The sequence below is a fragment of the Amycolatopsis roodepoortensis genome, from assembly GCF_014873915.1.
GTDB classification, from domain to species: Bacteria; Actinomycetota; Actinomycetes; order Mycobacteriales; family Pseudonocardiaceae; genus Amycolatopsis; species Amycolatopsis roodepoortensis.
In genome coordinates this window covers 991,187-1,006,054 of the sequence record NZ_JADBEJ010000001.1, presented here as the reverse complement: position 1 = coordinate 1,006,054, position 14,868 = coordinate 991,187, and the positions used below count along the sequence as shown (strand labels likewise).

Genomic DNA, 14,868 nt, shown 5'->3' with positions numbered 1-14,868 from the left:
CGCATGATTATGCACTCCCATGCAAGTTCAATCAAACAAAGTCGTGTGGCTCACCCGATACGGGACTCGGTACCGGCATCCTTGATCGCATGACCGACACGCCCGCCCGGCTGCTGAGCCTGCTGTCACTCCTGCAAACCCCTCGCGAGTGGCCTGGTAGCGAGCTCGCCGAGCGGCTGGAGGTCAGTCCGCGGACCATCCGGCGCGACATCGACCGCTTGCGTGAGCTCGGTTACCCCGTCGAGGCGTCGCGAGGTTCCGAAGGCGGCTACCGGCTGGGTGCCGGCACGGCGATGCCGCCGCTGCTGCTCGACGACGAGGAGGCCGTCGCGATCGCGGTCGGTCTCCGGAGCGCCGCCGGCCAGGCGATCTCGGGAATCGAGGAGTCTTCGGTGCGGGCGCTGGCCAAACTCGAGCAGGTGCTGCCGTCGCGGCTGCGGTACCGCGTCGGCGCGCTGGGCGCCGCGACCGTGCCCATCCCGGGCACCGGAGCCGTGGTGGACCCGGAACACCTCACGGTCTTCGCGGGCGCGATCGCCAACACCGAACGGACCCGGTTCGCCTATCGCACCGGCGACGGGACCGAATCCCGGCGGCACGTGGAACCGCACCGGCTCGTCTCCGCCGGACGCCGGTGGTACCTGCTCGGCTACGACCTCGACCGGGACGGCTGGCGGATCTTCCGCGCGGACCGGATCTCGGAACCGCGGGCGACCGGTGGCCGGGCGACACCGAGACAGCCACCCGCGAAGGACGTGGCGGCCTACGTCACCGACAAGATGTACAGCCTCCTTCCCACCTACAGCGCACGCGTGACCCTGCACGCGCCGATCGGCCAGGTCTCCCCCGCGATCGGCGAGGGATCAGGCGAGCTGGAACCGATCGACGACGAGAGCTGCGTTCTCCACGCGGGCACGGACACCCTCGACTGGCTCGCGTTCCGGATCCTCGGGCTCGGCTGCGAATTCACCGTGCACGAACCGCCGGAACTGATCACTCATCTCAGGGAGATGGCGGCCAGGGCCCAGCGCGGAACTCAGTCCACAGTGGACTGACGGCGGCCGCGAGGACGCACCCCGCCCTCGCGACCGCCCTGGTTCAACCGAGTTCACCTACCTCTCGTCTGCTCGGCGGGATCGGGAGGTACGCGCCCCGGCGCTCCGGGTCACAGCCGACCCTGGGCAGCCGGGCACGGATCCCGCCCGGTGTCCGCTCGAACCGCCGTGCGATCTCCTCGACGCTTTCCCCGGCCAGCCAACGGCTTTCCAGTTCCGCGTCCAGCTCGTCGGACCACGGCGAGCCCTGATGGGCCGGGCGGTCCGCCGATCTTCGTCGGCCGTTCCTTCCGTTGCCCCGCCCGGCGAACGCCAGGAGGGTGTCGGAAAGGACGGTCGCCAAGGCCGGTACGGCTTCGGCGTCGATGTCGAGCCTGCCTTCGGCGACAGGCTCCTCCTGCGGTCCGGCTCCGCCGACCATGACGGTCACCCAGCGGTCTTCCCCGGCCGCGCCGCCACCCTCACGGGCGGCGACCTCGATGCGATAAACGGTGTCCTGCACGCGGATCTCGGTCCGGTGCTCTTCGACGATGGTCATGCCGGGGACGTTAACGGGCGGCGCCGACAGTTTTCCGGCGCGGCGAGAGGATTCGGTGCGTGAGCGGAACTTTCATCGCGTTCGGGGGCGAGAGGGTGCCGGTCACGCACTATCGGCCACCCCTGTTGCCGCACCTAAGTGATCGTGACCGCGATCAGCCGCGAGTTAGCTTTGCGCACAGACCGGTACGGATCGACGATTTTCGGGGAGGAAACATGAAAACAACAGCACGTCGGATGTCGCTTTTCGTGACGATGCTCGTGCTCACGATCGGGACCGCCTTCGTCACGCCCGCCTCGGCAGGGACGACGGGTTCCACCACCGCGCAGGCCACCTGCACCGGAGCGGATTCCTGCTGGTTCACCTGGGGTCGTATCCAGGCGGGTGACTGCACGATGGACAACGCGAAGTGGACGCTCAGACGCAACGGCAGCGCTTCGTTCGAAGCGACGATCGTCAGCAGCGACAGCAGCGACGCGTGGCTGATGTGGGTGAACACCCTCGACAGCAACGGAATCGTCCTCGGGCCCGTCCATCACGGCGGTGACACCAAGTTCGTCAAGGGCACCGTCAAGAACGTGTGGCACTGGTGGTTCGCCGAAGGGTCGTTCGACGCCGGGTTCTTCGACCGCATCCACAGCATGCGGATCACGAGCCACTGCTGAAAGGCGAGTGAACCTCGACGGCCATGTCGCGAAAGCCAGGCGGATTCATGGGGTCGTTGCAACATCCTTCGTGAGCTGGGAGTTGTGGTGGCTGGTGGGTTGGTGTTGCCGCGTGTGGTGCGGGTGCGGTTCTGGGATGCGGTGCGGGCGGGGTGTCTGCCTAAGCCTGCCGCCCGTTTGGTGGATGTGTCGCACGAGACCGGGCGGCGGTGGTTCGCGCAGGCTGGCGGGGTGATCGGGAACGCACCTGGCTCGTTGGGTGAGCGCTATCTGAGTGTGGCTGAGCGGGAGGAGATTTCTCGTGGTCTGTCCGGGGGTCTGTCGTATCGGGAGATCGCTCGGCAGCTGGGCAGGGCCCCGTCGACGATCAGCCGGGAGGTGACGAACAATGGTGGCCGGGGCGGGTATCGAGCGCATCGGGCGGAGTCGGCGGCGCGGGATCGGGCCCGGCGGCCGAAGACCGCGAAGCTGGCCGAGGCCGGTAATCGCGAGTTGCGGGATCATGTGCAGGCGCGGTTGCTGCAGGAGTGGTCTCCGGGGCAGATCACAGCCAGGCTGGCGATGGAGTTCCCCGACCGGCCGGAGATGCGAGTGTCACACGAGACGATCTACCAGTCCTTGTATGTGCAGAGCCGGGGAGCGCTGCGCCGCGAGCTCACCGCGTGTTTGCGGACAGGACGGGCACTGCGCCGCCCGCGCAAGCAAGCACAGGCACGACGGTCGCGGATCCCTGATCTCGTCGAGATCAGCGAACGGCCGGCCGAAGCCGAGGACCGGGCAGTCCCGGGGCATTGGGAAGGCGACCTGATCACCGGTGCCGGTAACAAGTCCGCGATCGGCACCCTCGTGGAACGCTCCACTCGGTTCGTCATACTGCTGCACCTGCCCCACGGCCACGACGCGATCCAGGTCCGGGACGCGATGATCGACGCGATCCAGACCCTCCCGCACCAGTTGCGGCGGTCACTGACCTGGGACCGGGGCAACGAGATGGCCCGTCACGCCGACATCACCCTCGCCACCGACCTGGCCATCTACTTCTGCGACCCGCACTCCCCATGGCAACGCGGGACGAACGAGAACACCAACGGCCTGCTTCGCCAGTACTTCCCCAAAGGGACCAACCTGCACCAGCACACCGCAGAACACCTCACCGCAGTCGCCGCACGACTCAACAGCCGCCCCCGCAAAACACTGGACTGGCACACCCCACTCGAAAAACTCACCACGCTACTGTCCTAAACAGAGCACGTTGCGACCACCGCATGAATCCGCCCCACTTTCGGGACATCTGAGGTCGCGAAAGTGGCTTTCGCGACACGCCCTCGGCAGGTTGGGCGAACCATCCACGACCACCACCGCCGCACGTTGCGAAAGCCACTTTCGGGACATCTGAGGTCGCGAAAGTGGCTTTCGCGACACGCCCTCGGCAGGTTGGGCGAACCATCCACGACCACCACCGCCGCACGTTGCGAAAGCCACTTTCGCAACAACGCCGATGAGCATCAGAACAAAAACGCCCCGATCCGGGAAATCCGGACCGGGGCGTTCTCTGGCGAGAAACTCAGAAAGGCAGCGCCTGAGCCAGCGCCTCCTTCTTCACTTCGGTGACCGCGGAAGGCACGTCGGACTTGGCCGCCGCGGAAGCACCGGCGGGAACCGGCGCCGGGACCGGGGAGCACTGCACGTCCGAACCGCTGCCCGGCTTGCGCACCGGCAGCTTCCCGGTCAGCAGGTAGTCCGCGATCCTGTCGTCCACACAGGACACACCGGACAGCGAACCCGAGTGCGTCGTGCCGCCCGGAGCGCTGATCAGGCTGGAGTTCGGGTAGCGCTTGCGGACCTCGAGGCTGCCGGGGTACGGCGTCGCGGCGTCGTTCTCCTCGCTGATCAGCAGGATGCCGGGAACCTTGCTCCCGTCGATCTCCACCGGCTTGCCCGGCTTCGCGGGCCAGTCGAGGCACGGCGCGTTGAACCAGGCGTTGCCCCAGGTTTCGAACGGCGCCCGGAAGTGCGTGACCCAGTTGTCGAACTTCCAGCGGGGCCAGCTCTGCGGCCACGCCACGTCGGTGCACTGCACGGCCGCGTACACCGCGTAGCCGTTGTCCTGGCCCGGCGGGTTGGAGCTGTCGTACAGGCCCTTCAGGGTCTGCCAGTCACCCTTGTGCACCCAGCCGGCGAACGCGTTGGCGATGTCTTCCCAGCCGAACACGTAGTAGCCGGCCTGCAGGAAGATGTCCGTCCACTCGGACCCGCCGATGACACCGCCCGCGGGCTTGTCGTACAGCTTCTTCTGCTCGGCGTACCACAGCTTCTCGACCGCGGCCGCGGTCTTGCCGAGGTGGTAGACGTCGTCGTACTTCGCGATCCAGCCGAAGTAGGTCTTGATGTTCTTGTCGAAGGCGATGTCCTGGTTCAGGTTCGCCTTGTACCAGACGTCGCGGGGGTCGACGGTGCCGTCGAACACCATCCGCCGCACGTTCTGCGGGAACAGCGTGCTGTAGACCTGCCCGAGGTAGGTGCCGTAGGAGAAGCCGTAGTAGTTGATCTGCTTCTCGCCCAGCGCCTTGCGCAGGCTGTCGACGTCCTTCGCCACATCGATGGTCTTGATGTGGTCGAGGATCGCGCCGTTCTTGGCGCACGCCTTCGCGTAGCCCTTCGCCTTCTCACGCCACGCCGTCTCGATGGCGCGCGTGGTCGGCACGTACTGCGGGCGGTTGTAGGAGGCGTAGTTGCCGTCGCAGGTCAGCGACGGCTTGCTCTCCCCCACACCGCGCGGGTCGAAGCCGATCCAGTCGTACTCCTCCCCCGCCTTCTTGGGGACGGCCCTGCCGAGGGTCGAGAGGCCGAGGCCGGATCCGCCGGGTCCGCCCGGATTGACCAGCATGACACCCTGCGACTTGGCGGCCTTGTGCTTCACGCGCGACACGGCGATCGAGATCTTCTCGCCGCCGGGTTTCGCGTAGTCCAACGGGACCTCGAGGAAACCGCATTCCGCGCCTGCTTTGACCAGGCTCGGGCGCGTACAGGCTCCCCAGGAGATGGGCTTCGGATCGAAGTCCGACGCCGAGGCGGCCGTGGCGGAGGGAGCGAGCGCCATGGTGCCGACGCCGATCCCCGCGACCGCCAGGGCGGCAACGAATTTCTTCACTGTGTTCCTTTTCGTCCGCGTTCGACCCGGTCGGGCCGAAGCTACCGAGAATCGGCTTCAATCTCGCTGACCGACACGTCGGCCGCCATCCCTCTTTAGTCGGTATCCGCGCCTCGATCCGGGCATATCCGTCTTGTCGGTCCCCTGCCGTACGCTCGCGGCGCCCGCTGGGGAAAGGAGAACGCGTGGACGAGGTGAAAAGCCTGGTTTCGGCGGTTCGCAACGGTTTGGCCTGCCTGGCCGATCCGGAGAAGGCTCCGGCGATGCGGGCGTACATGAAGTCGGAGATGCCGTTCCTCGGGGTGGCGTCCCCGCCTCGGACGGCCTTGCTGAAGCGGGTTTACGCCGAGCATCCGCTACCCGATCGAGTGAGTTTTTCGACGGCCGTTCTCACCTTGTGGCGCGAAGCGGAATTCCGCGAAGAGCGCTATGCGGCGATCGCCCTGTCCGGCCATCGTGCCTACGCCCGCTGGCAGGACGGCGATCTGCTCGGCCTCTACGAGGAGATGATCGTGACGGGCGCCTGGTGGGACTACGTGGACGAGGTCGCGATCCGCCGGATCGGGCCGATCCTGCGGGCGGAGCCGGAGACGATGACGACGCTGATGCTGACCTGGGCCTACGACGAGGACCGATGGCGTCGCCGCGCTTCGGTCATCTGCCAGATCGGCGCCAAGGGCGGAACGGATACCAACCTGCTCACCCGTGCCGTCGAAGCCAACATCGACGACAAGGACTTCTTCCTGCGCAAAGCGATCGGCTGGGCCCTGCGCGAGTACGCGAAGACCGAGCCGGACTGGGTACGCGCCTTCGTCACCGCGCATCCGGCACTGTCCACTTTGTCCAGAAGGGAGGCGCTCAAGCATCTGGGAGGTTGAGCACCGGCCTGGGGATGAGGGCGATGAGTTCCTCGATCACCCCGCCGAGTTCGGGCATCAGCACTCGTAGCTCCGTGAGATCGTGAAGCAGCTCCAAGCGCGTTTCCTGTGGCGCGCCCTTCTCGAGAAGGGCCTTGAGGTCACGGGTCATTTCGTCCTCGCGCCCGAGCACGAGGAGGTAGAACAGCGGCTGGAGCTGGACGTCCCAGTCGAAGGCGCCGGTCGCGATCCGGGCGTTGGCCTTGTCGAGGCCTTCGTTCAGTGCGCGGCGGGCTTCCTCCGTTCGCCCGGTCTTCAGCCAGACGAGCGTGAGGAGGTTGTGCGCCCAGCCGAATTCCGGTGCGAGCGGGGCCAGAAGCGCCTCCGCCTCGTCGGTCTCCCCCGCGAATAGCAGGGCTTCCCCGAGGTTTTCGCGGTATTCGGCGTCCTCCGGATCCGAGGCGATCAGTTCGCGCAGCTCCCGGATGGCCTCCCCGTACTCACCGGCCCGGCGGCGGATCTCCGCGCGGAGGGCGCGGGCGCTCTCGTCATGCCCTGCTTCCAGCGCGCTTTCCGCGTCGGACAACGCGCCTTCCTGATCACCGAAAAGAAGGCGGTGCCGGGCGCGCCGGTACAAGGCGTACCCGCCGTCCTGTCCCAGCCGCACTCCTTCGTCCAGTGCCGCCCGGGCTTCGTCATGCCGGTCGAGGTCGCCGAGGATGTCACCGCGGGTGGTGTGGAAGAAGGCCATCTCCGGATTCGCCGAGACGGCGACGTCGATGTCGGCGAGGGCCGCCGGCGAATCACCGGAGCGCTGATGGGCCAGCGCACGCCAGGTGTGTGCCCACTCGTTGCCGGGGTCGAGTTCGATGGCGCGGCTCAAGGAGTTCACCGCGGCGCTGTTGTCCTTGAGCCTGCTGAGCATCACCCCCCGCTGAAGGTGGTTCTCGGCGTCGTCGGGGGCCAGCTCGATGGCCCGTTCGAAGTCGGCGAGTGCCGTGCGGTGCTCGTCCAGACCGTGGTGCGCCTGGCCGCGCATGTAATACGCCCACTCGTAGTCCGGGTCGATCCGCAGCGCGGCGGTGAAACCGTCGACAGCGAGCCGGTACCGCTCGCCACGGTGGTGGAACGCGGCCCGGAGCGCGTGTGCCCTGGCGCTGCCGGGGTCCGCCGCGACGATCGCGTCGAAGGCCGCCGCCGCGGCGTCCCCGTCTTCCGTCCGCTCCAGGAACAACGCCAGCTCGGTCAGGTAGTAGACGTCTTTGGGGCGGAGGGCGGCGGCCGCGCGGTGACCGGCGAGCGCTTCGGCGTCGTCTCCCAGCTCGGCGAAGAGCGTGGCCCGGTAGTGGACGGCCCAGGCGTAGTCGGGGTCGAGCCGGATCGCGATGTCGATCTCGTCGATCGCCTTTCGGATGTCGCCGCGTTTGAAGTGCACCTCGCTCCGGATGGAGTAGGCCCACCTGTGGTCGGGCTGGAGCCGGACGGCCTCGTCGAGATCCGCCATGGCGCCGTCGAGGTCGCCGAGTTCGGCACGGGCGGAACCACGCCCGCGCCACGAATAGGCGTAACCGGGGTCGAGCTCGATCGCCCGGTTCAGATCCGACAACGCCCGTTCCCAGTCGCCCTCGTTGCGGAACAGGTTGCCCCGATCGCTCCACGGGTAAGGATCGGCGGGGTTCAGATCGAGAGCCCGGTCGAGATCCCGTGTCGCCGCGGCGATGTCGTCTTGTGCTTCATGAGCCCAGGCGCGCCGCCGGATCACCGTCGATAGCCGCGCGGCGTCGAGTTCGCCCGCGCCGGCGAGCAGGTCGAGCACCGGGATCTCCCGCGGGCCGTCGCCGTCACCGATCGCGGCGGTCAGCCGCTGGCCCCAGCCCAGCACCGCGGGCGCGTCCGCGTCGGCACCCGCCTGTTCCATCATGCGCGCCCAAGCGCGTGCGGGGGCGGTGCCGCTGGTGATCATCTCGGCCGCGCCGAGCAGCGCGTCCGGCAGGGCGTCGGCCGGAGCACCACAAAGCCGGTGGTAGGTCTGCTCGAGCTTCCTCTTCTGCCAGCGCTCGTCGCTCCAGGCGTCGCGGTAGTGGCTCTGGCCGAGTTCGGCGCACCGGCCTTCGTAGTACTCGCTGAGCTTGAGGTGCCGTTCGGCGAACTCGGCGGGCGATCGGCCGCGTTCCATGCGCACCATCGGGCCGCGGACCACCGGGTGATAGCGCACCGGGAGCTCACGGCGCCCGACGAACGGCAGTTCCCGCAGCCAGCGGAAGATCTCGCCCGCGCTCTCCTTGCCGGTCAGCACGCCGATGACGTCTTCGTCCAGGAAACGCGGCAGGGACGCCGTGGCCGCGATGTCCTTCCTGGCCTTTTCAGGAACCCAGTGCAGGAACCGCTTGACCGCGTCGTCGCTCGGGTCGCCGACGGCGTCGGCCTCGGCGGGGTTTCCGCGAGCCAGCATGGCGACCAGGACGGGCAGGCCGTCCGTCAGCCTCAGCACGATCTCGACGACCTTCTCGTCGGTGATCCCGTGTTCGGCGAGCAGGCGGCGCGCCTCCGGCTCGGTGAACGGCCGGAGCTCGATCTCGCGCACCAGCGGCGCGTGCCGATTCCATTTCGCCTCGTCCAGCGGGAGCTGGCCCGCGACGGTCAACACCAGGTTCTGCGGGAGATCGCCGTACAGCCCGCCGAACAGATCGAGCAGCCACGTCTCCAGCACCGGCGCGGTGCGCTCGAAGGTGTCGAAGAACAGCGCGATCTGCCGGTTCTCCGGAATACGCCACAGATCCTCGACGAACGGTTTGGTCAGCTCCTCCGCCGGTTCCAGGAGAAGCTGGACATCGGCCTTCCGCTTGAACTTCGCGGCGAGGTAGACCTGGAGTTGCTCCAGCTGTTTGGCCGTCGCGTCCGCGTCGATGGCGTCGGCGGCGATACTCCCGCCCGGAAGGGTCTTCGCGACCCCGAGCCCGGCCTTGACCACGGTCTTCGTCACCAGTTCGCGCCCGGCGGCCGGCGCCTGCGGATCGCGGTGCAGCCGTTCCCTCGCCTTGAGATAGGACTCGTAGCGTTTCTCGAAGCGGCGCATCTCGTACCCGCCGCGAGCGAGGTCCTTCGCCAGTTTGACCAAGGTCGCGGGCAGGTCCTGCTGCCGGTCGTCGGCGAACCCGACGGCGGCACGGGATTCCTCGGCGATACCGCGAAGCTGATCGAGAAGGAAGGACTTGCCGACCCCCGCGAGACCGTGCACCGAGAACAGGTACCGGCGGCGCCGGTCGTCCCCCGGCAGCCCCAGATTGACCCGGAAGTCCTCGCGTTCCCCGACCCTGCCGACGAAACCGTCGCTCAGCCGGGCGCGGGCGATGTCTTGGATACTGGACCGACCGTCTGGACGTGACACAAGTCCTCACTTTGCCACACCCGAAGCGCGTGAAGGCCCCCTTCCCTCGACTCAGCCGAGGGAAGGGGGCCTTCACGGGACTACAGGTCAGGCGCGCAGGCTCGCACCGAAGCGTTCACCCGCGACCGCGACGGCGGCGTCGCGGGCCTTGGTGGCCTCGTCGACGGTCAGCGTGCGATCCGCGGCGCGGAACCGCAGCTTGTACGCCACCGAGCGCTTGCCCTCGCCCAGCTGCTCACCCTGGTACGAGTCGAACAGCGTGATGTCTTCGAGCAGTTCGCCCGCGCCTTCGCGCAGCGCCTCGGCCAGGTCGGCCGACGGAACGCTCGCCTCGGCGACGAGGGCGACGTCGAGCAGCACCGGCGGGTACGCCGAGATCCGCGGCGCCGGACGGCCGTCCGGGATCGGGATCGCGTCCAGGTCGAGCTCCATCGCGACGGTGCGCGGCGGCAACCCGAGCGCCTCGACGACCTTCGGGTGCAGCTCACCGGCGTAACCGATGGGCCACTGCCCCACCCTCAGCTGCGCGCAACGGCCGGGGTGCCACGGCGGCTGGTCGGCGGCGGCCGTGGTCAGCTCGACACCGGCGGCCTGCGCCACCAGCCGCGCGGCCTGCACCGCGTCGGCCCAGTTCGCCTGCTCGCCCGCACCCCACCAGCCGGCCCGGGCACGCTGGCCCGCGAGCACGACGGCGACGTGCTGCGGCTGCGGCGGGACCGCCGCCTCCAGCACCGCGAGTTCCTCGTCGGTCGGGCGCCGGTCCACCCCGAGCGAAGGCATCGGGATCGGGTTCGGCCCGGGCAGCACGACCTGTCCGATGTGGAACAGCGAGACATCCTTGAAACCACGGGAAATGTTGCGCTGCAACGTTTCCAGCAGCCCGGGCAGCAGGGTGCTCGCCATCCGGTCCTTGTCCGCCTCCAGCGGGTTGCGGACCTTCACGGTGCTGCGGCGGACGTCGTCCTCGGGCAGCCCGAACGCGTCCCAGACCGAGTCCGAGATGAACGGGAAGGGCAGCACCTCGACGTAGCCGTTCTCCGCCAGCGCACGCGCGACCGAACGACGGCGACGCTGCTTGTCGGTGAGACCGCGGCCGGCCGGGGCTTCGGGCAGCACCGACGGGATGCTGTCGTAGCCCTCCAGCCGGAGCACCTCCTCGACCAGGTCGGCGGGCTGCACCAGGTCACCGCGCCAGCTCGGCGGGACGGCGGTCACCAGCGCGGTGCCGTCCTCGGCCGTGCCCACGTTGACCTTGCACCCGATCTGCGAGAGCCGCTTGACCGTGACACCGCGCTCGTAACGCACCCCGGCCACCTGGTCGGGCAGGCTGATCGGCATGGTGACCGGCGGATTCGGCTCGACGCCGCCCTCGTCGGTGCGGCCGGGCAGGATCGAACCCTCGCCGTACTGACGCAGCAGGCGCGCGGCGAGCTCGACGGCCACCGCGCACAGCTGCGGGTCGGTGTAGCGCTCGAACCGTTTGGCCGCCTCGGAGAACAGCTTGTGACGGCGGGCCGTCCGGCTGATCGACGACGGATCCCAGTGCGCCGCTTCGAGCAGCACGTCGGTGCTCTCCGGCGTGATCTCGGTCGACGCGCCACCCATCGTGCCCGCCAGCGAGATGACGCCGCTGTCGTCGGCGATCACCACGTCGTCCGCGTCGAGCGTGCGCTCGACATCGTCCAAAGTGGTCAGCTTCTCGCCCGGCTTCGCCTTGCGCACCACCAGATCGCCCTTGACCGAACCGGTCGCGAAGGCGTGCAGCGGATGCCCGAGCTCGAGCATGACGTAGTTGGTCACGTCGACCGCGAGCGAGATCGAGCGGATACCCGCCAGCATCAGGCGGCGGCGCATCCACCACGGCGTCGGCGCGGTGGCGTCGAGGTTCTTGACCCGGCGCAGCACGAACCGCTTGCAACCCTCGGTGTCTTCGAGGTGCACCGGCCAGACGTCGCTCTCGGCCTCGGGGACCTCGATGGACGCCGGGTCACCGAACGGGACGTCGAGCGCGTTGGACAGCTCGCGGGCCAGGCCGCGGACCGACAGGGTGTACCCGCGGTCCGGGGTCGGCGTCACCTCGAGGACGGTGTCTTCGAGGCCGAGCAGCTTGGTCGCGTCCTCGCCCGGGCTGGCCGTGCTCGGCGGCAGCACCAGGATGCCGGAGTGGTCGTCCCCGATGCCGAGTTCGCTCGCGGAGCAGATCATACCGTCGCTGAGGCGGCCGTAGGTCTTGCGCGAACCGATCTCGAAACCGCCGGGCAGCACGGTGCCGGGCAGCGCGACGACGACCAGGTCGCCCTCGGCGAAGTTCGAGGCACCGCAGATGATCCCGCGGGTCTTGATGCCCGTGGGGCCGTCGTCCTCGAAAGGACCTTCGTCGTCGTCCTCGTCTTCGTCGAGGTTCTCGTCGGGCTTGTCGGTGTCGTCGTCCGATTCGCCGACGTCGACCCGGCAGAACCGGACCGGCTTCTTGAACTCGGTGAGCTCCTCGATCTCGGCGACGCGGCCGACCACGAGCGGGCCGGTGACCGGTTCGAGTTTCCGGACGTCGTCGACCTCGATGCCGATGCGCACGAAGGCGTCGGCCAGATCCTGGGCCGTGACCTCCTCGTCGACGTCGAGGTGTTCGGTCAGCCAGCTGGCTGGGACCTTCACTCAGGCCTCCGTTCCGAAGGGCAGGGTGAACCTGATGTCGCCCTCCACCATGTCGCGCATGTCCGGGATTCCGTTGCGGAACTGCAGGGTGCGCTCGATACCCATGCCGAAGGCGAAGCCCGAGTAGACCTCGGGGTCGACGCCGCAGGCACGCAGGACGTTGGGGTTGACCATGCCGCAGCCGCCCCACTCGACCCAGCCGGGGCCGCCCTTCTTCTCCTCGAACCAGACGTCGACCTCGGCCGACGGCTCGGTGAACGGGAAGAAGTGCGGACGGAGCCGGGTTTTCGAGTTACCGCCGAACATCGCGCGGGCGAAGGCGTCGAGGGTGCCCTTGAGGTGCGCCATCGTCAGGCCCTTGTCCACCGCGAGGCCTTCGACCTGGGAGAACACCGGGGTGTGCGTGGCGTCGAGCTCGTCGGTCCGGTACGTGCGGCCGGGGCAGACGACGTACACGGGAAGGTCGCGGTGCAGCAGCGTGCGGGCCTGCACCGGCGACGTGTGCGTCCGCAGCACCAGGCCGGAGTCCTCCTCGCCGAGGTAGAACGTGTCCTGCAGCTGGCGCGCGGGGTGGTCCTTGCCGAAGTTCAGCGCGTCGAAGTTGAACCACTCGGCTTCGAGCTCCGGGCCGTCGGCGACCTCGTAGCCCATCGCGACGAACGCGTCGGCGATCCGGTCCGACAAGGTCGCGATCGGGTGCCGGGCGCCACGGGGCACGCGATCCCACGGGAGCGTGACATCGACGGCCTCCTCGCGGAGCACCTTCTCGTCACGTTCGGCCTGGAGCACGGCCCGGCGCGCGTCGAAGGCGGCCTGGATGCCCTGGCGCGCTTCGTTGACCCGCTTGCCGGCCTCGGCCTTCTCCTGCTTCGGCAGGGCGCCGATCTCGCGGCGGGCGAGCAGCAGCGGAGACTGGTCCCCGAGGTGGGCGGGCTTGACCGCGGCCAGCGCGTCGAGATCCGCCGCGGCGGCGAAATCGGTCTCGGCCTGTTTGACGGCGGCCGTCAACGTTTCCGGCGCGAGCGTTCCCGCCTGGGGGTCCTGCTTGTCGTTGGCTTCGGACATAACTCCTCGGCGTCCGCTGGGACTGGTCCGGTGCACGCGAGCGCACACATGGGTTTAGCAGCTGCTGAATTCTATGGGACAGCGAACGGCGGCCCCCGATCACCCTCGGGCTGGGCACACCGTCACTCGGAAGTGCGAAAAACGCGCTCTACGCCGTAAACAAGGTGCTGGAACGAACACTGCGTTCCATGAGAGCTCCCTTGGTGTCGTGCTGCGACGGCGTGATGCGCACGACTCTACGTGGTGGCGGCCCGCGAAGCCATCGCATTCGTGTACACGCAGATCGCGGCGGCCGTCGCGAGGTTCAGGCTCTCGGCGCGGCCGTACATCGGGATCTTGACCGCGCGATCGACCGTCTCCAGGACCGCCTGCGGCAGTCCGTGCGCCTCGTTGCCGAAGACCCACGCGGTGGGCTCGTCGAAGGTCACCTGATCGAGCTCGGTGTCGGCGTAGCCGTGCGCGCCGAAGGTGCGGAGTCCGGCGGCGGAGCAGGCCTTCAAGGCCGCGTCGACGTCCCGGATCCGGGTGATGGCGGGGTGGAAGAGGCTGCCGGCGGCCGCGCGGACGCATTTGCCGTTGTGCGGGTCGACGCTGTCGCCGGCGAGGACGACCGCGTCGGCGCCGGCGGCGTCCGCGACCCGGATCACGGTGCCCGCGTTACCGGGGTCCGCCACGTCGACGAGGACGACGACGAGCTTCGCGCCCGGCTTCAGGATGGTCTCTTGTGGACGGTCGACGAGCGCGCAGACCGCGACGATGCCTTGCGGCGTCACGGTCTCGGACAGCCCGTCGGCGGCGCGATCGGTGATCGGCGAGACGGGGACGCCCGCCTCGCGCGCGACGGCGAGCAGACGCTCGTGCTGCGCGGCGGCGCGTTCGGTCACGAACAGCTCGTAGACCTTGCCGCCGTGTTCGAGCGCGGCTTCGACCGCGTTCGCGCCCTCGGCCAGGAACCGGCCGGTCTTCTCGCGCTCGGCCCGGCGGGTGAGCTTGCGCGCAGCGACGACCCGGGGTGTCCGTTCGGTGAACGGAGCCGCCCCGGGTCGTGGGAGAGCGCTGTCGCCGGTCAGGCCGACTTCTTCTCTTCGGTGTTCACGTTCGCCTTGGCCAGCTCGGCCAGCGCGGTGAAGGCGGCGGCGTCGTTGACGGCGAGGTCCGCGAGGATCTTGCGGTCGACCTCGACACCCGCGGCCTTGAGGCCCTGGATGAACCGGTTGTAGGTCACGCCGTTGGCGCGGGCCGCCGCGTTGATGCGGGTGATCCACAGCTGGCGGAAGTCACCCTTGCGGGCACGACGGTCCCGGTAGGCGTAGTTCAGCGAGTGAAGCGTCTGCTCCTTCGCCTTGCGGTACAGCCGCGAACGCTGGCCGCGGTAGCCGCTGGCGAGCTCGAGAGTCGCGCGACGCTTCTTCTGGGCGTTGACAGCCCTCTTGACGCGTGCCACTGGGGTCCATCCTGTCGATCTGGGGGCGCGCTGGCGCGCCCGGCGTTTAC

At 68.7% G+C, this 14,868-nt stretch carries 11 protein-coding genes; 4 read left to right on the top strand and 7 right to left on the bottom strand.

Annotation, left to right across the window (positions count from 1 at the left end; translation table 11 throughout):
* Window positions 1-89 precede the first annotated feature (89 nt).
* Window positions 90-1,055: a helix-turn-helix transcriptional regulator gene (locus H4W30_RS04815; protein WP_192741670.1), complete on the top strand. Its 966-nt coding sequence runs from the start codon at window positions 90-92 to the stop codon at window positions 1,053-1,055.
* 43 nt (window positions 1,056-1,098) lie between these two features.
* On the opposite strand, the gene H4W30_RS04810 is transcribed toward H4W30_RS04815, so the two are convergent.
* Entirely contained in the window at window positions 1,099-1,593 is a 495-nt protein-coding gene (locus tag H4W30_RS04810; RefSeq protein WP_126734045.1) for a helix-turn-helix domain containing protein, read from the bottom strand.
* 215 nt (window positions 1,594-1,808) lie between these two features.
* On the opposite strand from H4W30_RS04810, the gene H4W30_RS04805 reads away from it, so the two are divergent.
* Window positions 1,809-2,258, top strand: a complete 450-nt coding sequence (locus H4W30_RS04805) for a DUF6294 family protein (protein WP_192741669.1) — start codon at window positions 1,809-1,811, stop codon at window positions 2,256-2,258.
* A gap of 84 nt (window positions 2,259-2,342) precedes the next feature.
* A complete protein-coding gene (locus tag H4W30_RS04800) occupies window positions 2,343-3,500 on the top strand; it encodes an IS30 family transposase (protein WP_404799861.1) in 1,158 nt (385 codons plus the stop codon).
* Between the two features lie 322 nt (window positions 3,501-3,822).
* On the opposite strand, the gene H4W30_RS04795 is transcribed toward H4W30_RS04800, so the two are convergent.
* Window positions 3,823-5,409: an alpha/beta hydrolase gene (locus H4W30_RS04795; RefSeq protein ID WP_192741667.1), complete on the bottom strand. Its 1,587-nt coding sequence runs from the start codon at window positions 5,407-5,409 to the stop codon at window positions 3,823-3,825.
* Window positions 5,410-5,594: 185 nt separating this feature from the next.
* On the opposite strand from H4W30_RS04795, the gene H4W30_RS04790 reads away from it, so the two are divergent.
* Window positions 5,595-6,287, top strand: a complete 693-nt coding sequence (locus H4W30_RS04790; protein WP_192741666.1) for a DNA alkylation repair protein — start codon at window positions 5,595-5,597, stop codon at window positions 6,285-6,287.
* Here H4W30_RS04790 and H4W30_RS04785 read toward each other — a convergent pair.
* The 5 genes from H4W30_RS04785 to rplT form a co-directional block, all read right to left on the bottom strand.
* The gene (locus H4W30_RS04785; RefSeq protein WP_192741665.1) at window positions 6,268-9,654 is read right to left on the bottom strand and encodes a tetratricopeptide repeat protein; all 3,387 of its coding nucleotides are present in this window, start codon (window positions 9,652-9,654) and stop codon (window positions 6,268-6,270) included. The two genes, H4W30_RS04790 and H4W30_RS04785, sit on opposite strands and share 20 nt — an antisense overlap.
* A gap of 87 nt (window positions 9,655-9,741) precedes the next feature.
* On the bottom strand, window positions 9,742-12,309 hold the full coding sequence (gene pheT / locus H4W30_RS04780; protein ID WP_192741664.1) for a phenylalanine--tRNA ligase subunit beta: 2,568 nt from the start codon (window positions 12,307-12,309) through the stop codon (window positions 9,742-9,744).
* Entirely contained in the window at window positions 12,310-13,374 is a 1,065-nt protein-coding gene (pheS, locus tag H4W30_RS04775) for a phenylalanine--tRNA ligase subunit alpha (RefSeq protein ID WP_126734051.1), read from the bottom strand.
* A gap of 236 nt (window positions 13,375-13,610) precedes the next feature.
* Window positions 13,611-14,444, bottom strand: a complete 834-nt coding sequence (locus H4W30_RS04770; protein ID WP_264082822.1) for a TrmH family RNA methyltransferase — start codon at window positions 14,442-14,444, stop codon at window positions 13,611-13,613.
* Window positions 14,441-14,818 (bottom strand): 50S ribosomal protein L20, encoded by a 378-nt coding sequence (rplT, locus tag H4W30_RS04765; protein ID WP_005163284.1) that lies wholly within the window; start codon window positions 14,816-14,818, stop codon window positions 14,441-14,443. Before rplT ends, H4W30_RS04770 begins: the two co-directional genes overlap by 4 nt.
* Between the last annotated feature and the right edge of the window lie 50 nt (window positions 14,819-14,868).

Coding starts and splice junctions, on each gene's coding strand:
- H4W30_RS04810 (WP_126734045.1), bottom strand. CDS start 1,593: ATGACCATCGTCGAAGAGCACCGGACCGAGATCCGCGTGCAGGACACC.
- pheS (WP_126734051.1), bottom strand. CDS start 13,374: ATGTCCGAAGCCAACGACAAGCAGGACCCCCAGGCGGGAACGCTCGCG.
- H4W30_RS04805 (WP_192741669.1), top strand. CDS start 1,809: ATGAAAACAACAGCACGTCGGATGTCGCTTTTCGTGACGATGCTCGTG.
- H4W30_RS04815 (WP_192741670.1), top strand. CDS start 90: ATGACCGACACGCCCGCCCGGCTGCTGAGCCTGCTGTCACTCCTGCAA.